The organism is Nocardia otitidiscaviarum (assembly GCF_007362295.1).
GTDB lineage: Bacteria > Actinomycetota > Actinomycetes > Mycobacteriales > Mycobacteriaceae > Nocardia > Nocardia otitidiscaviarum.
Genome location: NZ_CP041695.1, coordinates 821,277 through 846,685, shown reverse-complemented (window position 1 = coordinate 846,685; position 25,409 = coordinate 821,277). Strand labels below are relative to the sequence as shown.

The following is a 25,409-nucleotide window of genomic DNA, read 5'->3' as shown; positions in this document are numbered from 1 at the left end:
GGGCGTCGCGGGGGGCTGCGGAGGTCGGGCGCGCCGCCCGGCAAACCTCCTGGTTCACTGATGGACGTGTGTGCTGAAGGTCCGCTTGCCCCCGCCGAATATCCGAACGTCTACGACGTGATCCGTCTGCGCCGGGATGTGCGCGCGGAGTTCACCGGCGCGGTGGTCGACGACGCGACCCTGCTGCGCATTCTGGACGCCGCGCATCGCGCACCCAGCGTCGGCAATTCGATGCCGTGGGATTTCGTGGTGGTGCGCGATCGGGACACCCTGCGCACCTTCGCCGACCACGTGGCCGACAAGCGGCGGGCCTTCCACGCCTCGCTGCCCGAGGACCGCGCCCGCACCTTCGACCCGATCAAGATCGAGGGCATTGTCGAGTCCGGCACCGGCATCGTCGTCACCCACGATCAGTCGCGCGGCGGCACCCACGTGCTCGGCCGCGCGACCGTCCCGGAAACCGGCCTCTACTCCACCATTCTCGCCATCCAGAACCTGTGGCTCGCCGCCACCGCCGAGGGCGTCGGCGTGGGCTGGGTGAGCTTCTACGACACCCCGTACCTCGCCGAATTGATCGGCGTTCCCGAGGGTGTGAAGCCGGTGGCCTGGCTGTGCGTGGGGCCGGTGCGGGAATTCCAGGAGATCCCGGATCTGGAGCGATTCGGCTGGCGGAACCGCCGCCCGCTCGAGGCGGCCGTGCACTGGGAGCGGTTCCCGAGCCGCGAGCAGCGGGCCTGAGCATCCAGCGGGTCAGACCCGTTCCAGCACCGCCGATGCGCCGATGCCGCCCGCCGCGCAGATGCCGAGCAGGGCGGTGGATTTGCCGGTGCGGGCCAACTCGTTGGCCATGGTGGTGACCATGCGGGCGCCGGTCGCTCCGAAGGGGTGGCCGAGGGAGACCGAGCCGCCGTGCACGTTCAGGGTGGCCGGGTCGATCGCACCGACGGCGGTGTCGCGGTCCAGGCGGGTCTTGGCCCAGTCGGTGCTGGCCAGGGCCGAGACCACGGACAGGGTCTGGGCCGCGAACGCCTCGTGGATATCCACCAGGTCGACGTCGGACAGCGACATTCCAGCCTTGTCCAGGGCGCGGGGCATGGAGATGGCCGGGCCGATGAGCACCTGATCGCGCGGGTCCACGCTGACGTAGCTCCAGGAACGGAAGGCCGCGAGGGGTTCGAAGCCGAGTTCGAAGGCCTTGTCCTCGCTCATCAGCAGCACCGCGGACGCGCCGTCGGTGAGCGGGCTGGCATTGCCCGCGGTGACGGTGCCGTCCTTCGCGAAAACCGGTGCGAGGGTGGCGAGCTTCTCGACACTGGTGCCGGGGCGGACCAGCCCGTCGCGGGTGACCGTCTTGCCCTCGGGCGTGGTCACCGACAGCACCTCGCTGTCGAAACGCCCGGAGTCGATGGCCGCGGCGGCGCGGTGGTGCGAGCGGACGGCGAACTCGTCCTGCGCGGCACGGGTGATGCCGTGGATGCGCGCCATCTTCTCGGCGGACTCCCCCATCACCTCGCCGGTGGTGCGCTCCTGGATCTTGGGGCGGCGCGGCACGATGTCGACGAACGGGGCGAGCTGCGCGACCGCCGCGAGATAGTCCTTCGGCTTGGGTTTGCCCAGGGCCAGCGGGGCGGCGGCGTGCACCACCTTCTGCGGCAGCTTGACCTCGGCATTGCTGGTGGAATCGGAGCCGCCCGCGATCATGATGTCGTACTCGCCGCGCTCGATGGCGGCCGCGGCGGAGGTGACCGCCTGCAAGCCCGAGGCACAGGCGCGGGTCACCGTGTAGCCCTCGCACCCGGAATCGAGTTCCAGGTCCAGGGCGATCTCGCGGGCGATGTTCGGCGCGGCGCCGGGCAGGATCACCCCACCCCACACGATGGCCTGCACGGCCGCCTTGGGCAGCCCGGTGCGCGCCAGCAGTCCGCGGACCGCGGTATCGGCCAGATCGATGGAGTCCATCCGGGTGTAGTCGGAAAACGCCCTGACGAACGGCGTCCGAGCCCCGGAGACGATGACAGCACGGCGAGCACCCTTGGTAGCCATGGGATTTCCTTTCCAGCGAATCCTGTGACCACCAACTTACTGGAAAGTAAGAAGAAAGGCGATACAGCGTGTATCAGCAAGCGGCCGGGGCGCTGCGCCCCGGCCGGTAGCGGGTGGAAAACGCCGTTCTACTCAGCGAGCCGGATCAGGCCGTAGTCGAAGGCGTGGCGACGATAGACGACCGACGGTTGGTCGGACTCCTTGTCGTGGAAGAGGAAGAAGTCGTGGCCGACGAGCTCCATCTGGTAGAGGGCGTCGTCGACGGACATCGGAATCGCGGGGTGTGTCTTGGTGCGCACGATATGGCCGGGTCCCGCGTACTCCTGGCCCTCGTCGACCGCCTCGGCGGCATGATCGTGGGCCTTCGCGGCACCGTTCCCGTTCGACGAGGCGAACAGGGAATCATCGATGAGTCCGGCCGTGGCCTCCGCGACCGAAATGGGGGTCTTCTCCCCGTGATGGACGCGACGGCGGTCCTTCAATTTGCGCAATCGGCTCTCGAGTTTCGCGACGACCAACTCGAGGGCGGCGTAGAAACTGTCGGCACAGGCCTCCGCCCGTACCACCGGGCCCTTGCCACGCGCGGTGATCTCCACCCGCTGGCAGCTCTTGCGTTGACGACGGTTGCGTTCGTGGAACAGCTCCACGTCGAAAAGGAATATCGACGGGTCGAAGCGTTCCAAACGGGAAAGCTTGTCCGCGACGTGAATTCGGAAATGGTCGGGAACCTCGACATTGCGTCCCTTGACCACCACATCCGCCTTCATGCCCTTGGGGGCATCCTCGGGGACAGGGGCTTCCAGCACCGCAGTGTCTGCGTCTTTCACTGAAGGTCGTGAAGAAGTCGTCACGCGTACCTCCCGGATCTGGCCGCACAATCCGCTCGTGCGGCGGGATTGAAACGTGTGCCGATCGAAGACTCGCTCGGCACGTGATGTCCGAGGCGCCACCTCCAAACTCTCGGTTCGGGTGTCTGATCGCGACGCTAGTACGCCAGCGATCGTTCCGCCAGTGTTCACGCTAATTTCTGTCAGTCAAGCTCGACAGGTCACGAACACGGCTCGGACCGGCACGCCCGCACCCGTCAGCGCGCGCACCGATTCGCGGGCGGTAACCCCGGTGGTCAACACGTCATCCATCAGCACTACCTCGGCATTTGCCGGAATCGGCACCGCGTGTCGGGACGGCCGGGCAGTGATGATCCGGCCGCGCAGGTTGTGCTCCCGATCGCCCGGCGACAGGCCGACCGAATCCCGCACACCCGGCCGCGTCCGCAACAGCCGTGCCATCCGGCAATCCGGCAGCCAACTCGCTGCGACGAGCGCCGTGCGCACCACCGGATCGCCCCCGCGCCGACGCGCGGCGGATCGGCGACTGGGCGCGGGCACCAGCACCAGCGGCCGTGCGTGGTCGCGCAACCGGTCCAGTCCCCTGGCCACCGCCAATCCCAGCGGATCGGCCAGCTCCCGGCGGCACTGCTCCTTGACGGCCAGCACCGCGCGCCGCGCCGGACCGGCATAGGGTGCCAGCGCCCAGCAGGGCACCCCGGGATCGGCGCGGGGACGCGCCCGCACCGGTGGACCCGCCAGTGTCACGGCGCACTCCGCACACCAGCCGAACCCACCCGCGCCGCATCCGCAGCACGTCCGCGGCAGCACCAGATCGAGCAGCTCCCCCATGCCCCCAGTGTCACCCGCCGGGGCCTTGCCCACCGGCGTTTTCACCCCCGAACGCCACGTTTGCCCGTCTAGCGGGGTGACACCGGCGGCGCTCCCGACCCGCAAGCGAGTCGGATTGTGTCCCCGCTCGCCATGCGGTTGGGCGGCGGGCACACGCCGGGGAAGAATCGGTCGCCACCACACCGCCGACGCCACCGCGAGCCGCTTCCCCGGGCCTCGTGAGGCCCCACCCGGTCGCAAGGCTCCCTGCCGACCCGGTCGCAATACCCCGGCCCCACCCTGTCGGTCGTCACGACCGGACCACTCCTGCCGCTCGTCGCGGGCGGACCACTCCTGTCGGTCGTCGCGGCGGGGCGATTCAGCCGGGCAGTACCGGAATGGCGTTCGCGCCCAGGCCCGGCACCACGCGCCAATAGCGTTCGCCGCCTTCGGCACTGCTGGTGAGTTCCATGACGTCGCGGGCGTCGGCCACGTACTGGCGGTCGGAGGCCGCGGCCACGACGCGGAGCGGCGGGGTGAGGTTCTGACTCGTGACCGAGTTGAGGCCGGAACCGTCGATGGGCACGCGGACGATGGGATCGACCGTGCCTTCGCGGGCGATCATCACGCTGTCCATCTGGGTGTTCTGGGTGTACCAGTCCAGCGAGACCGCGGCGGTGCTCAACTCGGGCGCGATGGGCAGCGGCGCGGTCAGCGCGTAGCGGCCCTCGGGACGCGGCTCCACCACGGCCAGATACACCTTGCCGCCCGCGATGAGGGCGGCGCGCACACCCGACGGGGAGATGCGCAGATCGGTGATGGGCAGGCGCGGGGTGAGCGCGCCGGTGGCGCTCGCCACCGGCGCGATGAGGGCGGAGATATCCACGTCCTGCACCGACACGTTCCCGCTGGCGCGGTCGTGCACGGCCCGGATGACCCGTTCCCCGTCCACCACCGCCCACGCCGAGGTGCCGTCGGAGGTCCAGGACGGTCGGGTGATCAGACCGCCCGTCGCCACCGGGAAGCCGGTGCCGTCATAGGTGCCGATGATCAGGGTGCGGCCCGGCTCCGGTTCGGGGCGACCGGAATCCGCGACCGCCGCGACCAACTGCCCGTCCGGCGACAGCCCCACCGATTGCAGGGTGCGGGTGGTACCGAAGAAGCCCGGCGCGGGCACGATCCCGTTGTCGGTGACCCGCACCAGCGAGCCGTCCCGCACCGCGTGCAGTCCGATGCGGTTGCGCGCCGCCTCGGACGGGCTCAGCGCTTCGACGTCCTGGCGGGTCCAGCCATTGAGGGCGTACCGCTCATCCAGGGGTTTTCCATCGGCGAGCAGCATGAACGGTCCGAAGATCTCGGCCTCCGACAGGGTGAGCACCACCTGTGCGGCCAGCAGTTCCTTGGATCGTGTGTCCAGCCCCGCCGCGCCCGAGAAGTCGATGAGCACGCCGCCCGCGCCGACGCCCACGGCTTCCTGCTCGCCATTGGCCTTGGTGACCGGTCCGCGCAGACTGACCGGGCCGGACAGCACGTTCTTCACCGCGGGAGTGAGCGCGGGCTGCGGGCCCTCGGCGAGCAGGCCCAGCAGTTTCTGGGTGAGCTGTTCCTTGGGCGCGGCGATCCAGCGCAGGTCGGGCACCATGACCGTCCCGGCCTGATTGCTGAAGTACAGCGCGTGCCGCCGGTAGGACTTGTTGAAGGCGCTGCGCTCGATCAGGACGCCGGTGGGCAGGTCGTCGATGCGCCATTCGCCGTCGATCTTGACAAGTTTGACCTTGTCCTCGAGGGTGCCGTCGGCGACCCGGTAGGAGCCGTCGGCCTCGAGTTCGCCGATCTTGCGGGTGCGGATGACGTAGGTGGCGGTGTCCTCGGTGCGGGACTCCCGCAGCGTGTCCGGCTTCTCGATGATGGTGGTGCCCTCGGCGTCGTCCCAGTTGACCGCCGCCGCCGGGGTCAGGAACTGGCGCGCCGCCTGATGCCGGTTGGCCGGATCGGCGGTGGCCTGCACGAAGTCCTGCAACAGCGCCTCGGGCTCGCGCCCGACGATGGGCGGCGCCGGTTCGGTGCTGGTCGGCTGCCGGTCGAGGGTGCCGAGCGCCTGCGGGGCCGAGGAGTCCGGCAGCTGGGCACAGCCGACCATGCCAGACAGCGAACCGACCAGCACGGCCAGCAGCCCGATTCTGCGCAATCTCATGCTTTCCCGTCCCCTGACTCGGTGAGCACGCTGTCATCGGGACCGTCCGACCCCGAGCCGACCGTGCCCGCAGGCCGCTGGCGATCGGAATCGGCACCGGGATCGCGACCATGCGCGCGCCGGGAAGCGGGGAGAGCCGAGTCGGTACCCGCCGAGTGGGCGGGTCCGCCAGCCGACCCCCACGAGAACGCGGTGCCCGCCGGGGCCGAATCGGCACGCGCGTCCGACGCGCCTCCGGCCGCACCGTCGGCCCCGTCCGACACACCGGACGACCCGCGCGGCGCACCGGTCGAATCGGGTCCGCTGGTCGACTCGGACCGCCCGTCGGACGCACCGGGCCGAGCATCCGATGCGTGCGGCCGCCCCGCGTCCGGGCCGGGCGGAGTACCCGGCCCCTCCGGTCGACTCTCGGACGAACCAGACCCGTCCTCGGACGCATCGGACGCCCGCGCGGCCGAATCAGCCGAGTCCCCGGACGCATCCGATCCGATCTCGGATGCACCGGACGAATCCGCCGACGTGTCAGTGGAATCCGGCACCGCACCCGAACCCGGCTGGGCCGCCGACGATCCAGACTCGGCACCCGGCGAGTCCGACGTACCGACCGACTCCGACCGAGTCACCGACGAACCGGATCTAGTCCCGGACGCATCCGCGTGGCTGCCCGATCCCTCCGGTCGGCTACGCGACGCGTCCGGCCGGGTGTCCGGCTGAGTGCCCGGCACATCCGACTGAGCGCCCGGCACATCCGGCCGAACACCCGGCACATCCGGCTGAGTGCCCGGCACATTCGGCGCAGTCGCGGATGGATCCGGCTGGGGGGCCGGGCTTTCCGGCGGGGCCACCTGTTCCGTGCCGAGGTGGGGGAAGGAGTCGGTGCGGTAGGCGGATTCGTCGGCCACCCGGGTCATGGGGCGGGTGGGGGCGTCGGGGCCCGCGGAGACGAATCCGGCGGCCTCGGTGAGGTTTCCGACCTCCGGGGGCGGGGGCTCGGCGGGCGGGCCGCCGCGACGCTTGGGCGGTTCCAGCGGTAGCGGGCTGGCGCCGAGCTTGCGGCCGCGCACCAGGGGCAGGGTCAGGCGGAAGCTGGCTCCGACGCCGGTCTCGCCCCACGCCTCCAGCTTGCCGTCGTGCAGATTGGCGTCCTCGACGCTGATCGACAGCCCCAAACCCGTTCCGCCGGAACGCCGCACCCGCGAGGGGTCCGAGCGCCAGAACCGGTTGAAGACCATCTTCTCCTCACCCGGCCGCAGGCCGACGCCCTGATCGCGCACCACGAAGGCGACCGAGTTGGCGTCGGCGTCCCCGCGCACCCGCATGAGCACCGGTTTGCCCTCGCTGTGGTCGATGGCATTGGCCAGCAGATTGCGCAGCACGCGTTCCACACGACGCGGATCCACCTCGGCGACAAGCGGTTCCTCGGGCATGTCCACCACCAGCTCGACGCCGGTCTCCTTGGCCAGATGCCGCACCGTGGACACCGCCGCCCGCGCGCACATCCGCACATCCAGCGATTCCACCTGGAGTTCGGCCACACCCGCGTCGTGGCGGCTGATCTCGAGCAGATCGTTGAGCAGTCCCTCGAAGCGGTCGAGTTCGTTGACGAGCAGTTCGGCCGAGCGGGCCAGCGCCGGATCGAGATCGTCGCTGGAGCCGTGGATGAGGTCGGCGGCCATGCGCACCGTGGTGAGCGGGGTGCGCAGCTCGTGGCTGACGTCGGAGGTGAAGCGGCGCTGGAGGTTTCCGAACTCCTCCAGCTGCGTGATCTGGTTGGAGAGGCTTTCCGCCATCTCGTTGAAGGCCATGGCCAGGCGCGCCATATCGTCCTCGCCCCGCACGAGCATGCGCTCCTTGAGGCGGCCGTCGGCGAAGCGGCTGGCGATCCGCGCGGCGGATCGAATGGGCAGCACCACCTGTCGCGTCACCAGCGCGGTGATGGCGGCCAGCAGCACGAGTAGCACCACGCCGCCGATGAGCATGGTGCCGCGCATCAGCGACAGGCTGCGTTCCTCGCTGCTGAGCGGGAAGACGAGATAGATTTCGAGCGAATCGATCTCGGCGGAGGGACTGCCGATGATGAGCGCCGAGCCGCGGCGGCCCTCCGAGTCGGTGATGGTCGCGAACTGGTAGCTCACCTGATTCGATTGCACGAAATGCCGGAGTTCCGGCGGGATCTCCTGAATCGGCCCGGCGGTGAGTTCGCGGTGATTGTCGCCGTACATGGCGAGCGCGGAATCGTAACTGCCCGCCGCGCCGCCACTTCCGCCGCTGGTACTGCTCCCCGCGGACAAGGCGCGGCGGGCATCGTCCAGCCGCACCAGCGGGGTACTCGAATCATGCACACCCGAGAGGGTGGACTGCACCGTATTGCGGGCGCGACTCATCTCCTCGACAGCCGCGTTGATCTTCGCGTCCAGCAGTCTGTCGGTGATCTGGGAGGTGAGCACGACGCCCAAGATCGTGATCACGATCAGCGACAGGGTGAGTGTGGACACGACGACGCGCAATTGCAGCGAACGCCGCCAGATGTGGCCCAGTTGCTCTCCGAGATTGCGAAACCAGGCCACCACCGCTGCCAGCCACCGCTCGACGCGGTTTCTGGAGCCAGCGATCACGGCGGTCCGGCCTTGTAACCCACGCCTCGTACGGTGAGCACGATCTCAGGGTTCTCGGGATCCTTCTCCACCTTGGCGCGCAACCGCTGCACGTGCACATTGACCAGGCGGGTATCGGCGGCGTGCCGGTAACCCCAGACCTGTTCCAGGAGCACTTCACGGGTGAACACCTGACGCGGCTTGCGGGCCAGCGCCACCAGCAGATCGAATTCCAAGGGAGTCAGCGAGATCTGCTGTCCGCCGCGGGTCACCTTGTGCGCGGGCACGTCGATGACGATATCGGCGATGGAGAGCAGTTCCTGCGGCTCTTCCTCGGTGCGGCGCAGGCGGGCCCGCACCCGAGCGACCAGTTCTTTGGGCTTGAACGGCTTGACGATGTAATCGTCAGCCCCCGACTCCAAACCCAGGACGACGTCGACCGTATCGGTCTTCGCCGTCAGCATCACGATGGGCACGCCCGAATCCGCGCGCAGCACCCGGCACACGTCGATGCCGTTCATGCCGGGCAGCATGAGATCCAGCAACACCAGATCCGGACGTAATTCCCGGACCGCGGTGAGCGCCTGCGTACCGTCGCCCACGACATGGGGATCGAACCCCTCGCCGCGCAAGACGATCGTGAGCATCTCGGCGAGCGCCATATCGTCGTCGACGACCAGAATCTTCGGCTTCATAAGTACTATGTTGTCACCCTTCCGGCTCTGTTCGGGTCGCCTCGCCGACAGTCGTGATTACTCCGGCGCACATCCAACCCTATCCAGCAACAATTTCCGCGAGACGCGCGGCAAGTGTTGCCGGATCGTCACCGCTCCGATGCACCCACCATGGTCCGCGCCACTGCGTTTCGGCGAGTTCGGAATAGACCTTAGCGGTGCGACGCTGTAGTCCACCGTCTTTTTCGTAGGCGTCCAGCGCCCGCGCCGTGTCCGCTTCGCCGCGTTTGCGCGCGCGTTCCTCGGCCACCTCGGTCGGCACCGACAGCAGGACCTGCAGATCCGGGACCGGAAGTTCGAAACGGCCGAACTCCAAATCCTCGATCCAGCGGGCGATTTCACCGCGGGAATCCTGTTCCCGCCGGGCGGCCGAATAGGCCAGATTGGAGGCGACATAGCGGTCGAGCAGCACGATATCGTTGTCGACCAACAGCTTCGACAATTCGTCGCGGGCATCGGCCCGGTCGAGGGCGAACAGCAGCGCCATGGCGTGTACGGAGGCGGCGACGTCGCCGTGGCCACCACGCAGCGACTCGGCCGCGAGGTCGGCGTGCACGCTGCGGCCGTAGCGCGGAAAGGCCAGCGTGGCCACCCGCAGACCACGTGCCCGCAGGGCGGTCACGACGGCATCGGTGAGCGTGCGCTTGCCCGCGCCGTCCAGACCCTCCACCGCAACCAACGCTCCCATGGCCGCGAGAGTACCGAATGCCGGCGACAACGGTGCGAGTGACCGGACAATTCACCGCCGCGACCACTCGAAATAGCCACGTGATTGCTACCATCCCCGGTCATGACCTCCCTCCACGCCAGGTCCACGACGACACGGACGGTCGCCGCCCTCGGCGTCGCGGTGGCCGCCCTAGCGCTGACCGCCTGCGGTTCCGACGACCCCGACTCCACCGCGCCGACCACCTCCGCGGCGAGCGCCGCGGCCGACCCGAATCGCCCCTTCGATCTACAGGCGCATCGCGGCGGCCGCGGGCTGACCATCGAGGAGTCACTGCCCGGCTTCGCCAAGGCCATCGAATTGGGCGTCAGCACACTGGAACTCGATATCGTGCTCACCCGGGACAAGGTGCCGCTCATCTGGCACGACCCCGAGATCGAGGACGAGAAGTGCTCCGACACCGCCCCCGCCACCCCGGACGACCCGCAGTACCCGTACGTCGGCAAGCTGGTGCACGACCTCACCTACACCCAGATCCAGACCCTGGACTGCGGTAAGAGGCTGGCGGACTTCCCCACCGCCCAGGAGCTGCCGGGCAATCGCATCGCCACCCTGCCCGAGCTGTTCGACCTGGTGAAAACCTATCCGGGCGCATTCGAGGGGCTGCGCTACAACATCGAGACCAAGATCGAGGCGGAGGACCGCGACGAATCGGCCACCCCCGAGGAATTCGTCGACGTCATCCTGGCCGCCGTGGACGCGGCGGGCGCGACCGACAAGGTGGAGATCCAGAGCTTCGACTGGCGCAGCCTGCCGCTGGTGAAGGCGAAGAACCCGGCCGTGCCCACCGTCGCCCTGTACGACGACTCCACGTTCACGGCGGGCAGCGCGTGGCTGGGGCCGATCCGCTACGAGGACCACCGCGACGATCCGCTGGCCGCCGTCAAGGCCCTCGGCGCGGATATCGCGTCCCCCAGCTACGTCAACCCCTGGGACAGCGACGCGAAGCTCGGTGACGCCGGTTTCACCCTCGTCACAGACAGCGCGTACGTCCGCCGCGCACACGAGCTGGGCCTGCGGGTGGTCCCCTGGACCGTCAACGACAAGGCGACCCTGGCGGCGGTGATCGACCAGGGCGTCGACGGCGTCATCACCGACTACCCCGACCGGGCGCGCGAGGTGATGCGGGAGAAGGGCATGCCGCTGCCCGCGAGCTACACCCGGTAGGACCGGTCTACGCGGGCGGCCCGAAAACCCGATTCGGCCGGTCATCGATCGATGACCGGCCGAATCGTCGTTCTACCCCGGGTGTCTCACGCCGTGGCGTGAAACCCGTCGCGGCTCAGTACCGGTAGTGCTCCGGCTTGAACGGGCCCTCCACGTCCACGCCGATGTACTCGGCCTGGTCCTTGGTGAGCTTGGTCAGGGTGCCGCCGAGGGCCTCGACGTGGATCTTGGCGACCTTCTCGTCGAGCACCTTGGGCAGGCGGTAGACCTCGTTGTCGTACTCCTCCGGCTTGGTCCACAGCTCGATCTGCGCGATGACCTGGTTGGAGAAGCTGTTCGACATGACGAACGAGGGGTGTCCGGTGGCATTGCCCAGGTTGAGCAGACGACCCTCGGACAGCACGATGATGGACTTGCCCGAATCCGGGAAGGTCCACAGGTCGACCTGCGGCTTGATATTGAGCCGCGCCGCGCCGGAGCGCTCCAGGGCGGCCATGTCGATCTCGTTGTCGAAGTGGCCGATATTGCCCAGGATGGCCTGGTCCTTCATCGCCTTCATGTGATCGAGCAGGATGATGTCCTTGTTGCCCGTGGAGGTGATGACGATATCGGCCTCGCCGATGGCCTGCTCCACGGTGACCACGTCGAAGCCGTCCATCAGCGCCTGCAGCGCGTTGATCGGGTCGATCTCGGTGACCTGCACGCGCGCGCCCTGACCGGCCATGGACTCCGCACAGCCCTTGCCGACATCGCCGTACCCGCAGATCAGCACCTTCTTGCCGCCGATGAGCACATCGGTGCCACGGTTGATGCCGTCGATGAGGGAGTGGCGGGTGCCGTACTTGTTGTCGAACTTGGACTTGGTGACCGAGTCGTTGACATTGATGGCCGGGAAGGACAGCTCACCGGCGGCGGCGAACTGGTACAGGCGCAGCACGCCCGTGGTGGTCTCCTCGGTGACGCCCTTGACCGACTCGGCGATCGCGGTCCACTTGCCCTTGTCGGTCTCGAACCGCTCCCGCAGCAGGTTCAAGAACACGGTGTACTCGGCGGAGTGGTTCTCGTCGGCGGGCGGGACCACACCGGCCTTCTCGAACTGCGCGCCGCGCAGCACCAGCATGGTGGCGTCGCCGCCGTCGTCGAGGATCATGTTGGCGGGCTCATCGGGCCAGGTGAGCATCTGCTCGGCGGCCCACCAGTACTCCTCCAGGGTCTCGCCCTTCCAGGCGAAGACCGGGGTGCCCTTGGGCTCGTCCACGGTGCCGTGCGGGCCGACCACCACGGCCGCGGCGGCATGGTCCTGGGTGGAGAAGATGTTGCAGGACGCCCAGCGCACCTGCGCGCCCAAATCGACCAGGGTCTCGATCAGCACCGCGGTCTGCACGGTCATGTGCAGCGAACCGGAGATCCGCGCACCCCGCAGCGGCTGCACGTCGGCGTACTCGCGACGCAGCGCCATCAGGCCCGGCATCTCGTGCTCGGCCAGGCGAATCTCCTTGCGGCCGAACTCGGCCAGTGACAGGTCCGCCACCTTGTAATCGATCCCGTTGCGGACATCGGGGGTCATCATGCTGGACACTGCGGTCGTCATCTGCCTCTCCTGGTCGGCTGCTTCCCAGGCAAGGCTAGTCCAACTCACGACGCTTTCCCGGGCTGCGCCCCGGAAACCCCCTACCGGGGGTCGATGAGATCGGTCCCGGGGCTGCCGCCCCGGACCCCGGCGGGAGACGGGCCGGGTTCATGCTGCCGAGCCGATCGCCGGCCGTACAGCGGGCCGCGGCGGCGAACTCGCCTGGCCGCCGCGGGTGCCCGGCGGATCGGACCGGCCGAGGCAGGGACCTGCGGGGCGGTTGGTGGGTTTCCGGGGCGGGCATGGGTAGATTTGCGGGCGAGCATGATCGATTGGCCGGGACGTAAGGGGCCGCCGGTGACACAGCAACTGCCGTTCGATTCGCTGTATCGACACGGGTTCGCGCGGGTGGCGGTGGCCGTACCGCGGGTGCGGGTGGCCGATCCGGCCTACAACGCCGAGCAGACGCTGGTGCTGGCGCGGCAGGCGGCCGAGCGCGGGGCGGTGCTGACCGTGTTCCCGGAGTTAGGGTTGTCGAGCTATACCGCCGACGATCTGTTCCATCAGGACGCGCTCGACGACGCGGTGGGGGCGGCGCTGGCGCGCATCGTGGCCGAGAGCGTGGATATCGCCACGGTGCTGGTGGTGGGTGCACCGGTGCGGACGCAGGGGCGACTGTTCAACTGCGGCATCGTGATCCAGGGCGGGCGGGTACTGGGCGCCGCGCCCAAGAGCTATCTGCCGAACTACCGGGAGTTCTACGAGAAACGGCAGTACGCGGCGGCACGGGAATCGCTCGACGATCACATCACCATTGCCGGACAACGGGTTCCGTTCGGCGACGACCTGCTGTTCCAGGCCGCGAACGTGCCCGGCTTCGTCGCCCACCTGGAGATCTGCGAGGACGGCTGGGTGCCGTTGCCGCCCAGCGGATTCGCCGCGCTGGCGGGAGCCACGGTGCTGGTGAACCTGTCCGCCAGCAATATCGTCATCGGCAAGGCCGACTACCGCCGCGAGCTGTGCACCTCGCATTCCGCGCGATATATGGCCGCCTACCTGTATTCGGCCGCCGGACACGGGGAGTCGACCACCGATATGGCGTGGGACGGGCAGGCCCTCATCTGTGAGAACGGCAATCTGCTGGCCGAGGGCGAACGGTTCGCCGCACAGCCCCAGCTGGTGACGGCCGATATCGACCTGCACCGGCTGGCCGCCGACCGGCTGCGCATGACCAGCTTCGCCGACAATGTGCACGACCACCGCGACCGGCTGCGCCGCTTCCGGCGTATCGAACTCGGCCTGCCGGTGCCCGCGGGCGCGGTGCCGCTGCGCCGGGAGATCCCGCGCTTCCCCTACGTCCCGGCCGATCCGGCCAGCCGCAACGAGCGCTGCGCCGAAGTGCACCACATCCAGGTCGAGGGCCTGAGCACGCGCATGGCGGCCACCGGCTCGCAGCGGGTCGTCATCGGGGTGTCGGGCGGCCTGGACTCCACCGTGGCGCTGATCGTCGCCGCCAAGACCATGGACCGGCTGGGGCTGCCGCGCTCGAATGTGCTGGCCTACACCATGCCCGGCTTCGGCACCAGCACCCGCACCCTGGAGGACGCGCGCCGGCTGATGCGCGCGGTGGGGGCGACGGCGCACGAGATCGACATCCGGCCGTCGTCCACCCAGATGCTGCGGGATCTCGGGCACCCGGCCGCCGAGGGTGCGCCGCAGTACGACGTCACCTACGAGAACGTGCAGGCCGGGGACCGCACCTCACATCTATTCCGGCTGGCCAATATGCACCGGGCGCTGGTCGTCGGCACCGGCGATCTGAGCGAACTGGCCCTCGGCTGGTGCACCTTCGGCGTGGGTGATCACATGGCGCACTACAGCGTGAACGCGTCGGTACCCAAGACGCTGGTGAAATTCCTGGTGGCGTGGACCATCGACACCGACGGTCTGGGGCCGGAGGCCAGCGAGGTGCTGAAATCCATTCTGGCGACCGAGATCTCACCGGAGCTCATTCCCGGCGACAGCGACGCGCCCGCGCAGAGCTCCGAGGCCACCGTGGGGCCCTACGAACTCCAGGACTTCCACCTCTACCATCTGCTGCGCTTCGGTGACCGGCCCAGCCGCATCGCCTACCTGGCGCGGCACGCGTGGGGGGATCGCACCCGAGGGCGCTGGCCCGACCTGATCCCGGCCGACCAGCGCAACGAGTACGACCTCGCCACCATCAAGCACTGGCTGGGCGAGTTCCTGCACCGCTTCGTGCAGACCAGCCAGTTCAAGCGCTCCACCCTGCCGAACGCGCCCAAGGTCGGATCGGGTGGGTCGCTGTCCCCGCGCGGGGACTGGCGGGCGCCGAGCGACGCCTCGGCCGCCGCGTGGCTGGACGAACTGCACCGCAACGTGCCGGACCGCTGAGGGAGTGTGCACGCGCCGCGGAGCAGATCGCTGAGGCGGTGCACGGCGGGAGCGGCGCTGGGCGAAGTGACTGTCCCGGAGGGTGCTGCGCTTGCCCACCCTGCGCCCCTGGCGCAGACTGCCCAAGCGCAGCGGCCCAACGCAATAGCCGAGCGTTGCAGCCGAGCGCGGCAGCCGACCGGACCGACTCGGCGGGCCGGTCAGGCCGCGGTTGTCACCCCGTAGCGGGTCAGTAGGCGGGTGCGTTTGCGGGGGTGGAGGTTGGCTTGGCTGACGTCGCCGCCGTAGTGGGCCAGCAGGCGCGGGTCCATGACGAGTCGCCACAGCGGGGGGATGAGGGCCAGGACGATCATGGTCGCGTAGCCCGCCGGGAGTTGCGGAGCCTCGTCGGAGCTGCGCAGGGTTTGGTAGCGGCGGCCGGGGTTGGCGTGGTGGTCGCTGTGCCGCTGGAGGTGGAACAGGAAGATGTTCGTGACCAGGCGGTCGGAGTTCCAGCTGTCCCGGGGTGAGCAGCGGGCCCAGTGGCCGTTGGCGCGGCGGCGGCGCAGCAGGCCGTAGTGCTCGACGTAGTTGACCGTCTCGAGCAGCCCGGCCCCGATCACCGCTTGCAGCAGCAGGTAGGGCAGCACCGCCCAGCCGAAGGCGAGGAGCAGCCCGCCGAACAGCACGAGCGTCATGGACCACGCCTGCAGGATGTGGTTGTGGATACTCCACCAGCCGTGTCCCTTTCGGCGCAGCCGGTCGCGTTCCAGGGTGATGGCGGACCGGAAGCCGCCGAATATGCTGCGCGGCAGGAATCCCCACAGTGATTCGCCCATGCGCGCGCTGGCCGGATCGTCGGGGGTGGCCACGCGAGCGTGGTGGCCACGGTTGTGCTCCACGAAGAAGTGGCCGTAGCCCGATTGCGCCAGCGCGATCTTGGACAGCCAGCGCTCCAGGTGTTCGACGCGATGCCCGAGTTCGTGCGCGGCATTGATGCCGATGCCGCTGACGAAGCCGAGTGTGGCCGCCAAACCCAGTTTGTCGGTCAGCGTCAGTTCGTCACCGGCCCACATATAGCAGGCGATGATCAGACCGATGAGCTGGATGGGCAGGAACAGGTAGGTGCACCAGCGGTAGTAGCGGTCGTTGGACAATAGCTCGTAGTCCTCGTCGCGCGGATTGGTGCCGTCCTCTCCGACGACCCAGTCCAGCACCGGAATGACGATGAGCACGATGATCGGACCGATCCACCAGAACACCTCGGAGCCGGTGTGCAACACCAGCTGCGAGGGCAGCAACGCACACCCCGGGGCAATCAACCCCAACACCCACAGGTGGCGTTTCGGATCGGGAGAACCCGAACGTTTGCCAACCATTTGCACGTTTGCCCCGCTAATTAGATACCTTTGGAACTTCGCAGGTAGATATGTACAGACCCTACCGCCGTTACGTCACACGCAGCCGAGCAAAGGTGGCAACGGTTACATGCCAGGCAGTTGGTTGCGGGAGAACTGCCAATGTGATTTCTATCACCGCACATCACAGGCAAACTCGTAGTGAACTCCACTACCTGCGTAACCCCCCTGAGCGAACTCGCAGCCGCACTGCGGTAATCCACCGGACGCAGCAAACCGTACGACCCTCTCATACCAAATTGTTGTGAGCGCAGCCCGGCACAGCGGAGCTGCGAAGGCGCGAAACGACTTTCGCTCGCCGCGCTCACCGACCCCACACATAGCGGACGCGCGGACGCCCGGTGCGACCATAGTCGGTTTGCCGCCGCACCACGCCGTCATCGGCCAGCCGCTCCAGATACCGCCAGGCGGTGACCCGCGAGACCCCGATGGCCCGCCCCGCGTCCCCGGCCGTCAACCCGGCGTCGGCATCGCGCAGCACCCGGGTGATCTCCTGCAAGGTCTGCGGCGCAAGACCTTTGGGCGTGCCGACCCTGGTATCGGTGGTGCGCAGCGCACCGAAGGCCCGGTCGATGTCCTGCTGCGACACCGCGTCGGTGGTGTCGGGCAGCGCCGCCCGGAACTCCAGGTAGCGCTCCAGCTTGTCGCGGAAGGCCGCGAAGGTGAACGGCTTCAGCAGATACAGCACCACCCCGTGCGCCACCGCCGCCCGCACCACCTCGAGATCCCGCGCGGAGGTGATGGCGATGACATCGGGTCGCCGCCGCGACCGCGCCAGCACCGCGGCCACCTCCAGGCCGCTCATATCGGGCAGCCCGATATCCATGAGCACCAGATCGATCGGCTCATCCGCGCGGGCGGCCTTGGCCACCGCGTCCAACGCCGCGCGCCCGCTGTGCGCCACCGCCACCGGCTCGAAACCCGGCACCCGCGCCACATACGAGCGGTGCGCCGAGGCGATCGCGGGTTCGTCCTCCACCACGAGCACCCTGATCATCGCGCGCACCCCGCCATCCGCCACCGCGGCCGTGCGCGCCGCCGCGGCGCCCGCGCGCGACCCACCACCGACGTCCATTCCACCGACATCCACGCCACCGACATCCACGCCACCGACATCCATCCCACCGAGTTCCTTCCCGTCACCGAGTTCCACCGCACCCACACGGCGCTACCGCGCTTCCCGTCATCGCTGAAACCTCACGACCACAGCCGATTCCGGCGTGCGCACCGCGCGCAGCTCACCGCCGTGCCGCGTCACCAACCGGCGCACCAGGGCGAGCCCGAGCCCGTGATGGTCGGTCTTGGTCGAATACCCGCGTTCGGTGGCGCGGGTGAACACCTCCTCGGACATCCCCGCGCCGCTGTCGGCCACCCGCACGAACAGTCCCTCCGGATCATTGCGCACGGTGACCTCCACCCACGCGTCGTCGTCGCGCCCGACGGCGTCGAGTGCGTTGTCGATGAGATTGCCCAGCAGCGTGACCATTTCGTTCGGAGTGAGCGGATCGGTGGACTCGAGCGCGGTGTCACCGCTCACGGTGAGTTCGATTCCGAACTCGGCGGCCTGCTCGACCTTGCCCAGCAGCAGCGCCACCACGGCCGGTTCGGCCACCGCGCCGGTCATGCGGTCGATGAGCGATTGGGTCAACTCCAGTTCGGCGGTGGCGAAGTCGACGGCCTGGCGGGTGTGGCCGAGTTCGACCATGGTGATGACGGTGTGCAGCCGGTTGGCCGCCTCGTGCGCCTGGGCGCGCAGGGCGTCGGCGAAACCGCGTACCGAATCGAGTTCGCCCAGCACATCCCGCAGTTCGGTGTGGTCGCGCAGGGTGACCACGGTGCCGATGCGCCGCCCGTCGCGCTCCACCACATCCTGGTTCACCACCAGCACGTGGTCCGGCGTCACATGCATCTCGTCGCGCACGGCGTCGGATCCCAACTGCCGCAACGACTGCGGCAGATCCGCCCGACGCACCCACCCCTCCGGCAACCCGAGCAGCCGACGCGCCTCGTCGTTCACCACCACCGCGTCCTCACCCTCGGCATCGAAGACGAGCAGTCCCTCGTGCACCGAATGCAGTACGGCCTCGTGGTGCTCGTAGAGGGCGCGCAGTTCGTCCGGGGCCAGTCCGTGGGTCTGCCGAAGCAGCCTGCGCCGCAACAACAGTGAGCCGATGGTCGCCAGCACCAGCCCCGCCGCCGCGATCCCGAGGATGCCGGGTAGCCGATCCTCCACCTGATCGCCGATCCGGGCTCGGGTGACACCCGCCGACACCAGCGCCACGATGCGGCCGTCCCCGTCGCGCACCGGCGTCACCGCGCGCATGGACGGCCCCAGGCTCCCGGCATAGGTCTCGGTGAAGGTCTCCCCCGCCAGGGCTCGATCGATGGTGCCGCTGAACGGTTTTCCGATCCGCCCCGGATCGGTGTGCGTGTAGCGGGTGCGGTCGGGGGCCATCACCACGATGAAATCCATGCCGACGCTGGTGCGAATCCGTTCGGTCACCGGTTGCAGCAGCGCGGGCGGGTCGGGGCTGCGCAGCGCCGCCAGGGTGGACGGGGCCTGCGCCAGCGTCACGGCCACATCGATCACCTGACGCCGCGTCGCCTCGTCGCGCTCCCGCCGCGTCTGCCAGACGCCCAGGGCCGTGCCCGCACCGATGACCAGCGCCAACACCACCAGCTGCACCACGAACACCTGACCGGCCAGACTGCGCCGACGGCGCTGGACTCGTCGCTTCACCCGGTGGCCCTTCCGTGAACGTAATGAACGAAACAGTGACCGGCATCACTGCCGCGGCCCATCATTCTGACCGAAAAGTGTGTGAGTGCGCTCACGCAGCGACCGGCGAAGGACATCCCGATGAGCGAAACCGCAGTGCACGGCGAGACGACCGGGCGGCGACCCCGCCGCGACCGCACCCACTGGCTGTACTCGGCGGTCATCGTGGCGGTGCTGGCGGGCATCCTGGTGGGCTGGCTGGCCCCCGGCTTCGGCAAATCGGTGGGTGAGCTGGGCGCCCTGTTCGTGAGCCTGATCAAGATGATGATCGCGCCGGTCATCTTCTGCACCATCGTGCTCGGCATCGGTTCGGTGCGGGCGGCCGCACGGGTCGGCAAGGTGGGCGGCATGGCCGTCGCCTACTTCCTGCTCATGTCGACGGCCGCGCTGGCCATCGGCCTGGTGGTCGGCAATCTGCTGCAGCCGGGCACCGGCCTGGACCTGTCGGCGAACGCCGGAGCCGCCGCCAAATACGCCGAGGACGCCCACGGCGCCGGCGGCACCTGGGACTTCATCTCCGGCATCGTGCCCACCACGCTGGTGTCGTCGCTGACCGCCGGCAGTGTGCTGCAGGCGCTGTTCGTGGCCCTGCTGGTGGGTTTCGCCATCCAGGCCATGGGTCCGACCGGTGAACCGCTGCTGCGCGGGGTGGCGCTGCTGCAGAAGCTGGTGTTCCGGATTCTCACCATGATCCTGTGGCTGGCCCCGGTCGGCGCGTTCGGCGCCATCGCGAATGTGGTGGCCCGCACCGGACTCGACGCGGTCAAGCAGCTGGCGGTGCTGATGATCGCCTTCTACCTCACCTGCGTGGTGTTCGTGTTCGGGGTGCTCGGCGTGCTGATGTGGGCCGTGGCCAAGGTGTCGATCTTCAAACTGGTGCGGTACCTGGCGCGCGAGTACCTGCTGATCGTGGCCACCTCCTCCTCGGAGTCCGCGCTGCCGCGGCTCATCGCCAAGATGGAGCACCTCGGGGTGGAGCGCACCACCGTGGGCGTGGTGGTGCCGACCGGATACTCGTTCAACCTGGACGGCACCGCCATCTACCTGACCATGGCGACGCTGTTCATCGCCGACGCCATGGGCCAGCCGCTGGCGTGGAGCGAACAGCTGGGACTGCTGCTGTTCATGATCGTGGCGTCGAAGGGCGCGGCGGGGGTGACCGGTGCGGGCTTGGCGACGCTCGCGGGTGGGCTCCAGTCGCATCGACCCGACCTGCTGGACGGGGTCGGCATCATCGTCGGCATCGACCGCTTCATGTCCGAAGCCCGTGCGCTGACCAACTTCTCGGGCAATGCCGTCGCCACCGTGCTGGTCGGCACCTGGACCCGGACCGTCGACGCCGGGCAGGTGCGCGACGTGCTGGACCGCAAGCTGCCCTTCGACGAGACCACCATGGTGGACGACCATCCGGCACCCGCACCCGAGGCGGAAGGGAAGAAGACCCTGGTTTCGGCCTGATCTGCCCAACACTTCCCGGGCCGAAACCAGTCGCCGCCGAGACGCACCCCTGGCGAATCGGCGGCCGACGTCCCCGCACCCCATGCCCCCGCAGCCCACAGCGGGCGCGGCAGCGGTGCGGGGACGTCCGCGTCTTCCGGGTCAGGACGCCGCGGCGGGCACGTTCACCGTGGCCGCGATGGCATTCGCCAATTCCGTTCCCTTGACCGTGAAGTGGCGCGCGAAATACTCCAGGTGCTCGGCGTGCTCGTGGAAGTGATGCGGGGTGAGTACGGCCGAGAACACCGGCACATCGGTCTCCAGCTGCACCCGCATGAGCGCGTCCACGACGGTGGCGGCCACGAAGTCGTGCCGGTAGATGCCGCCGTCCACCACGAGCGCCACACCGGCGATTCCGGCGTACTCGCCGCTGGCGGCCAAACGCCGGACCCGCAGCGGGATTTCGAACGCGCCGGGCACCTCGATCACGTCGACCTCGGTGAAGCCGTGGTCGGCCAGTGCGATGCGAGCGGCCTCGACGGCCCGGTCGACGATGTCGGCATGCCAGCGCGCGGCGACGAGGGCGATACGAGTGGGTGACATGAGTTTCCTCCTGTTCGCTGTCACCCAGGGCAAGGCGACGCGAACAGGCCCACCCGCGTTCGACGGGAAGGCTGATGCGCCGCGTTCTCTTCCATCCGGACTGTGACCGTCGGCTCCGGAATCACACCGGAATCTGCTGGACCCGCCCGGTCCGTGGACCGTGCGGCGCTCGCGGGCTCGTGCGCACCGGATCGGTCCGGACGCCATTTCCGCCGGTGGGGACTTCCACCCCGCCCTGAGAACGTGTACTCGCCGAACATAACACGGGTGCGGACCCCCGGGAACCGGAGTACTCGGTGGGTGGGAGCGCCGCTCAGCAACGCAGGAGGCCAAATACGCCATGCGGATTTCCAGCGCCGGTCCCGAAATGAACTTCGTCGCGGGGCGACTCGCCAGTGCCTTCCACCAACTCTGCGGCAAACTCCACGACCACACCTCCGGCGCAGCCGACTACACGCGCAAAGTCGGAGAGATCCTCAGCGGCGTCGATCAACGCTCACGACCCTCGAGCGAATTCAGCACCCCCACACCCACCACCCCGGTCAGCGCAGTCCCCACGCCTGCCCCCACCGGTCCCGCGCTGCTCAGCGGGCGACAAGCACTCGACGACCTCGCCACACGTTATGGCGACCGCATCGTCTTCCACGGCACCGCGGACCCCCTCGATAGACTCGAACCCCGGCAGATGAGCTGGGCTGACGGCACCGGCCGCCGCTACCCCGACGGAGAACCCGCCATCTGCGCCGACGCCAGCTACGACATCCCCATGTTCATGGCTCTGTTCAAAGGCCGCACCCGATACGGATACGGCACGGACGCCGACGGCAATGTCATCTATCGAGCCAAAGGCGCCGCCACCGAGGACATGAGCGGATACACCGGCCACGTCCACGTCATGGACCGTCGACACTTCCAGCTGATCGACCTGCAAGCCCCACAGGATTGGCCAGATCCACTCAACGGGCCACGCACCCCCGAACTCCGCTCCTCCACCGCGGTCGAGCCCTTCGCCATCGTCAAAGTCACCATGGACGACTTCCCGCATCCGATCAACGACTACGACACCTGACCCCGGCCCGGACCGCCGTCCGACCGAAAGTCCCGGCCTCGGTCCGCGGTCGCGAACCTTCCCGCGCCCAAGGTCCGGACCATTCACGTGTGTGGTGCCCGCGCACGGCGGCACCGGGACCCGCGGTGCCCGGGTGCGCCGGGCGGCGCGGTCAGCGCAGCAGGACGTCCGCGTCGTCGGGCAGGGCGTCGACCGGCCACCAGCGCAGGTCCGTGGATTCCGCGCTGCGCACCGGGACGGCGCCCTCGGGGGCGCGGATGCGGAAGAGCAGATCCAGGTGGCGGGTGGGGACGCCGAGCGAACAGGTGATGGGGTGGGCCTGCGCACCGTAGAGGCCGGGTTCCAGGACCAGGTCCGGGATGCCGGATTCCTCGGTGGCCTCCCGGAAGGCGGCCGCCGACACCGTATCGTCGGCCTCCTCGCAGTGGCCGCCCAGCTGAATCCAGCGGCCCACCTTCGGATGCAGGGTGAGCAACACCTCACCGCCGTCGTGGGAGAACACCACCGCCGAGGCGGTGATGTGCCCCGGTGCGTGCTCGCGCAGGCAACCGCGCGGGGCCGAGCCCAGGAACGCCAACATGGCCTCGCGCAGGGATGCGTCGGATGCCGTTGGCGGCGACCAGGTTTCGAGCAGTTCGACCGCCGACTTGTGCAGTGATTCCGCGCTCACGCGGGCACCCCCGGCAGTGATCGACGGCTCACAGTTCCACCAGACCGACGTCGGGATCGCGGGGTTCGCGGGGCGCCAATTCCTCCGTCGGGTAGCCGATGGCGATGGCCCCCAGGGGGTTCCAGTCGTCCTTCAGGCCGAGCACATCGCGGGTGAGCTCCGGCGCGAAGATGGTCGAGCCGATCCAGCAGCTGCCGACGCCCCGGGTGGCGAGGGCGACCAGCAGGCCCTGGACGGCCGCGCCGACCGCCACGGTGAACATGGTGGACTCGGCCGCGCGGCGAGTGGCGTCGGGATAGTCGTGCGCGCCGTCGGGCACACAGAACGGAATGATCACCTCGGGGGCGTCGAAGAGGATGCGGCCCCGGGCGACCCGCCGCTCCACGCGTTCGGGGCTCAGGCCGTCGGCGGCGAGGTCGGCGCGCCACTTCTCCGCCATGGCCTCCAATAGGCGCGTGCGCAGCCCGCGCTCGCGCACCCAGACGAAGCGCACCGGACGGGTGTGGTGGGGAGCCGGTGCGGTGAGGGCGTCCGCGACGGCGGCGCGGACGAACTCCGGCGGTACCGGGGTGTCGGCGAACTGCCGCACCGAGCGGCGCAGCAGCAGCGCCTCCCGGCGGCCCTGGTCGATGGCCTCGGCGGTGCCCAGCCAGAACAGATCCTCCGCGCCGCGGCGCAGCAGATCCGCGGCGGTGGAGCCGTCGTCGCCGTATTCGAATCCGCGCACCACGGCCACGGGCACACCGGCGAGTTTGCCCTTCACCAGATCGGCGGCGGCGGCCAGTTCGTCGGCGACGGCGACCTGGGTGACGTGCAGTTCATTGCCCTGCCCGTCGACCGCCCCGTTGTAGTCGTGCAGCACCCGCAGGCCCGACGAGCCGATGGCGGTATCGGTCTGGCCGTTGCGCCAGGCGCGGCCCATGGTGTCGGTGACGACCACCGCGACCCGCACGCCGAGCCGGTCGGCCAGTGCGGTGCGCAGCGCCTTGGCGCTGGCGTCGGGATCGACCGGGAGCAGCACCAGTTCGCCCTGTTCGACATTGGAGCCGTCCACCCCGGAGGCGGCCTGCACGATGCCGAGCTTGTTCTCGGTGATCAGGGTGCGGCCCTTGCGCGCCAGCACCCGCACCGCCTCCCGCGCCACCAGTTCCCGGCGCGCGGCGTCGCGCGCCTCCGGATCGGCCGGGGCCGCCACGATACGGCCCTCGACCTTGGCGATGATCTTGCTGGTGACCACCAGGATGTCCCCGTCCGCCAACCAGGGCGCCCGGGCCGCGAGGGCATCGGCCAGGTCGTCGCCGGGGCGGAATTCGGGCAGGCCGTGGACGGGCAGGATGCGCAGTGCGCCGCCCACCGCGTGGTCGATCACAGGCTCCGCGCTCACGGCTTGACTCCCGCGATGTCCAGGGCCTCGCGCACCATCTCGGCGGTGGCGGCCGGATCGGTCATGAGCAGCGGCACGCTGCGCACCTCGACGCCCGGCACCGCGGCGGTATCGGTGCTGTGCACCAGCCAACCGTCCAGGATGCCGGTGGCCGAGCGCGCGCCGTAGTGGTTGCCGACGGCTTCGGCGTCGGACGAGACGCCGATCACCGACAGGCAGGCATCGGCCATGCCGCGCAACGGTTTTCCACCGATCACCGGCGCGATACCGACTACCTTGGCGGTGGTGGTGCGCAGCGCGCCGCGTATACCCGGCACGGACAGGATGGCGCCGATGCTCACGACGGGGTTGGAGGGGGCCAGCAGCACCGCATCCGCGGATTCTATGATTTCCGTCACACCCGGAGCTGGTTTCGCCACATCCGCCCCAATAGTCACGAATCCATGGGTCTCTACGTTGGCGCGGTAGCGAACCCACCACTCCTGGAAATGGATCGCGCGGCGTTCGCCAGCGTTCTCCGGGTCATCGATTACTACGTGCGTTTCACACCTGTCGTCGGTTGCCGGGAGCAGCGTCACGCCGGGTTGCCAGCGATTGCAGAGGGCCTCGGTGACCGCCGAGAGCGGGTATCCCTGGCGCAGCATTTCACTGCGGATGAGATGGGTGGCGATATCGCGATCCCCCAACCCGAACCAATCGGGCTGAGCCTGATATTTCGCGAGCTCCTCCTTGGCGTTCCAGGTCTCGTTCGCGTGCCCCCAGCCGCGCTCCGGGTCGATGCCGCCACCCAGGGTGTACATGCAGGTGTCCAGGTCAGGGCAGATGCGCAGACCGTGCATCCAGACGTCGTCGCCGACATTGACGATGGCCGTCACGTCCGCGCCGGGCAGCAGCTCACGCACGCCCTGCAGGAACCGCGCGCCGCCGACGCCACCGACCAGGACCGCGATCCGCAGGCCGGCGCCGGG

Annotated in this window: 19 protein-coding genes, 1 pseudogene and 1 riboswitch; of the genes and pseudogenes, 5 read left to right on the top strand and 15 right to left on the bottom strand. The window is 69.0% G+C overall.

Going from position 1 to position 25,409, the window contains the following annotated elements:
- The first annotated feature begins 66 nt into the window (after window positions 1–66).
- The gene (gene bluB, locus FOH10_RS03695; protein WP_244961578.1) at window positions 67–738 is read left to right on the top strand and encodes a 5,6-dimethylbenzimidazole synthase; all 672 of its coding nucleotides are present in this window, start codon (window positions 67–69) and stop codon (window positions 736–738) included.
- A gap of 12 nt (window positions 739–750) precedes the next feature.
- Here the strand turns inward: bluB and FOH10_RS03690 are convergent, their stop codons facing one another.
- The 7 genes and pseudogenes from FOH10_RS03690 to FOH10_RS03660 form a co-directional block, all read right to left on the bottom strand.
- The gene (locus FOH10_RS03690; protein ID WP_143979626.1) at window positions 751–2,043 is read right to left on the bottom strand and encodes an acetyl-CoA C-acyltransferase; all 1,293 of its coding nucleotides are present in this window, start codon (window positions 2,041–2,043) and stop codon (window positions 751–753) included.
- Window positions 2,044–2,171: 128 nt separating this feature from the next.
- A complete protein-coding gene (gene hpf, locus FOH10_RS03685; protein WP_085996472.1) occupies window positions 2,172–2,810 on the bottom strand; it encodes a ribosome hibernation-promoting factor, HPF/YfiA family in 639 nt (212 codons plus the stop codon).
- 267 nt (window positions 2,811–3,077) lie between these two features.
- On the bottom strand, window positions 3,078–3,722 hold the full coding sequence (locus FOH10_RS03680) for a ComF family protein (protein ID WP_143979625.1): 645 nt from the start codon (window positions 3,720–3,722) through the stop codon (window positions 3,078–3,080).
- Between the two features lie 358 nt (window positions 3,723–4,080).
- Window positions 4,081–5,895 (bottom strand): MtrAB system accessory lipoprotein LpqB, encoded by a 1,815-nt coding sequence (gene lpqB, locus FOH10_RS03675; RefSeq protein ID WP_143979624.1) that lies wholly within the window; start codon window positions 5,893–5,895, stop codon window positions 4,081–4,083.
- A gap of 1,019 nt (window positions 5,896–6,914) precedes the next feature.
- Window positions 6,915–8,510: pseudogene (mtrB, locus tag FOH10_RS03670) on the bottom strand (MtrAB system histidine kinase MtrB); the annotation flags it as partial.
- Window positions 8,507–9,184 (bottom strand): MtrAB system response regulator MtrA, encoded by a 678-nt coding sequence (gene mtrA, locus FOH10_RS03665; RefSeq protein ID WP_029931579.1) that lies wholly within the window; start codon window positions 9,182–9,184, stop codon window positions 8,507–8,509. The gene mtrA and the pseudogene mtrB, both read right to left, overlap by 4 nt.
- 79 nt (window positions 9,185–9,263) lie before the next feature.
- Complete coding sequence (locus tag FOH10_RS03660; RefSeq protein WP_143979623.1) at window positions 9,264–9,911, bottom strand: dTMP kinase; 648 nt, start codon at window positions 9,909–9,911, stop codon at window positions 9,264–9,266.
- Window positions 9,912–10,013: 102 nt separating this feature from the next.
- Between FOH10_RS03660 and FOH10_RS03655 the strand changes: the two genes are divergently transcribed.
- The gene (locus tag FOH10_RS03655; protein WP_143979622.1) at window positions 10,014–11,117 is read left to right on the top strand and encodes a glycerophosphodiester phosphodiesterase; all 1,104 of its coding nucleotides are present in this window, start codon (window positions 10,014–10,016) and stop codon (window positions 11,115–11,117) included.
- 115 nt (window positions 11,118–11,232) lie between these two features.
- Here the strand turns inward: FOH10_RS03655 and ahcY are convergent, their stop codons facing one another.
- Window positions 11,233–12,708, bottom strand: coding sequence for an adenosylhomocysteinase (gene ahcY / locus FOH10_RS03650; RefSeq protein ID WP_186000703.1), 1,476 nt, complete (start codon window positions 12,706–12,708; stop codon window positions 11,233–11,235).
- Between the two features lie 303 nt (window positions 12,709–13,011).
- On the opposite strand from ahcY, the gene FOH10_RS03645 reads away from it, so the two are divergent.
- Window positions 13,012–15,102 carry an NAD(+) synthase gene (locus FOH10_RS03645; protein WP_143979621.1) on the top strand — a complete coding sequence of 697 codons (2,091 nt, stop codon included), beginning with the start codon at window positions 13,012–13,014 and terminating at the stop codon, window positions 15,100–15,102.
- A gap of 200 nt (window positions 15,103–15,302) precedes the next feature.
- On the opposite strand, the gene FOH10_RS03640 is transcribed toward FOH10_RS03645, so the two are convergent.
- The 3 genes from FOH10_RS03640 to FOH10_RS03630 form a co-directional block, all read right to left on the bottom strand.
- The gene (locus FOH10_RS03640) at window positions 15,303–16,460 is read right to left on the bottom strand and encodes an alkane 1-monooxygenase (RefSeq protein WP_115061594.1); all 1,158 of its coding nucleotides are present in this window, start codon (window positions 16,458–16,460) and stop codon (window positions 15,303–15,305) included.
- Between the two features lie 343 nt (window positions 16,461–16,803).
- Entirely contained in the window at window positions 16,804–17,496 is a 693-nt protein-coding gene (locus FOH10_RS03635; RefSeq protein ID WP_029931573.1) for a response regulator, read from the bottom strand.
- Between the two features lie 186 nt (window positions 17,497–17,682).
- Window positions 17,683–19,239, bottom strand: coding sequence for a sensor histidine kinase (locus tag FOH10_RS03630; protein WP_244961575.1), 1,557 nt, complete (start codon window positions 19,237–19,239; stop codon window positions 17,683–17,685).
- 120 nt (window positions 19,240–19,359) lie between these two features.
- On the opposite strand from FOH10_RS03630, the gene FOH10_RS03625 reads away from it, so the two are divergent.
- The gene (locus FOH10_RS03625) at window positions 19,360–20,736 is read left to right on the top strand and encodes a cation:dicarboxylate symporter family transporter (RefSeq protein ID WP_143979620.1); all 1,377 of its coding nucleotides are present in this window, start codon (window positions 19,360–19,362) and stop codon (window positions 20,734–20,736) included.
- 141 nt (window positions 20,737–20,877) lie between these two features.
- Here FOH10_RS03625 and FOH10_RS03620 read toward each other — a convergent pair whose 3' ends face one another.
- A complete protein-coding gene (locus FOH10_RS03620) occupies window positions 20,878–21,318 on the bottom strand; it encodes a 6,7-dimethyl-8-ribityllumazine synthase (RefSeq protein WP_143979619.1) in 441 nt (146 codons plus the stop codon).
- 79 nt (window positions 21,319–21,397) lie between these two features.
- A riboswitch (FMN riboswitch) is annotated at window positions 21,398–21,565 on the bottom strand.
- A gap of 93 nt (window positions 21,566–21,658) precedes the next feature.
- Between FOH10_RS03620 and FOH10_RS03615 the strand changes: the two genes are divergently transcribed.
- Window positions 21,659–22,387 carry a hypothetical protein gene (locus FOH10_RS03615; protein ID WP_143979618.1) on the top strand — a complete coding sequence of 243 codons (729 nt, stop codon included), beginning with the start codon at window positions 21,659–21,661 and terminating at the stop codon, window positions 22,385–22,387.
- A 151-nt stretch (window positions 22,388–22,538) separates the two neighbouring features.
- Here FOH10_RS03615 and FOH10_RS03610 read toward each other — a convergent pair whose 3' ends face one another.
- From FOH10_RS03610 to cofD, 3 genes are read right to left on the bottom strand one after another with little or no spacing between them, the layout of a single operon-like run.
- On the bottom strand, window positions 22,539–23,057 hold the full coding sequence (locus tag FOH10_RS03610) for an NUDIX hydrolase (RefSeq protein WP_143979617.1): 519 nt from the start codon (window positions 23,055–23,057) through the stop codon (window positions 22,539–22,541).
- Between the two features lie 28 nt (window positions 23,058–23,085).
- Complete coding sequence (locus FOH10_RS03605) at window positions 23,086–24,441, bottom strand: coenzyme F420-0:L-glutamate ligase (RefSeq protein ID WP_143979616.1); 1,356 nt, start codon at window positions 24,439–24,441, stop codon at window positions 23,086–23,088.
- Complete coding sequence (gene cofD / locus FOH10_RS03600; RefSeq protein WP_029931567.1) at window positions 24,438–25,397, bottom strand: 2-phospho-L-lactate transferase; 960 nt, start codon at window positions 25,395–25,397, stop codon at window positions 24,438–24,440. Before cofD ends, FOH10_RS03605 begins: the two co-directional genes overlap by 4 nt.
- Window positions 25,398–25,409: the final 12 nt, after the last annotated feature.

Coding starts and splice junctions, on each gene's coding strand:
- FOH10_RS03690 (WP_143979626.1), bottom strand. CDS start 2,043: ATGGCTACCAAGGGTGCTCGCCGTGCTGTCATCGTCTCCGGGGCTCGG.
- hpf (WP_085996472.1), bottom strand. CDS start 2,810: ATGAAGGCGGATGTGGTGGTCAAGGGACGCAATGTCGAGGTTCCCGAC.
- FOH10_RS03680 (WP_143979625.1), bottom strand. CDS start 3,722: ATGGGGGAGCTGCTCGATCTGGTGCTGCCGCGGACGTGCTGCGGATGC.
- lpqB (WP_143979624.1), bottom strand. CDS start 5,895: ATGAGATTGCGCAGAATCGGGCTGCTGGCCGTGCTGGTCGGTTCGCTG.
- mtrA (WP_029931579.1), bottom strand. CDS start 9,184: ATGAAGCCGAAGATTCTGGTCGTCGACGACGATATGGCGCTCGCCGAG.
- FOH10_RS03660 (WP_143979623.1), bottom strand. CDS start 9,911: ATGGGAGCGTTGGTTGCGGTGGAGGGTCTGGACGGCGCGGGCAAGCGC.
- FOH10_RS03655 (WP_143979622.1), top strand. CDS start 10,014: ATGACCTCCCTCCACGCCAGGTCCACGACGACACGGACGGTCGCCGCC.
- ahcY (WP_186000703.1), bottom strand. CDS start 12,708: ATGACGACCGCAGTGTCCAGCATGATGACCCCCGATGTCCGCAACGGG.
- FOH10_RS03645 (WP_143979621.1), top strand. CDS start 13,012: ATGATCGATTGGCCGGGACGTAAGGGGCCGCCGGTGACACAGCAACTG.
- FOH10_RS03640 (WP_115061594.1), bottom strand. CDS start 16,460: ATGGTTGGCAAACGTTCGGGTTCTCCCGATCCGAAACGCCACCTGTGG.
- FOH10_RS03635 (WP_029931573.1), bottom strand. CDS start 17,496: ATGATCAGGGTGCTCGTGGTGGAGGACGAACCCGCGATCGCCTCGGCG.
- FOH10_RS03625 (WP_143979620.1), top strand. CDS start 19,360: ATGAGCGAAACCGCAGTGCACGGCGAGACGACCGGGCGGCGACCCCGC.
- FOH10_RS03620 (WP_143979619.1), bottom strand. CDS start 21,318: ATGTCACCCACTCGTATCGCCCTCGTCGCCGCGCGCTGGCATGCCGAC.
- FOH10_RS03615 (WP_143979618.1), top strand. CDS start 21,659: ATGCGGATTTCCAGCGCCGGTCCCGAAATGAACTTCGTCGCGGGGCGA.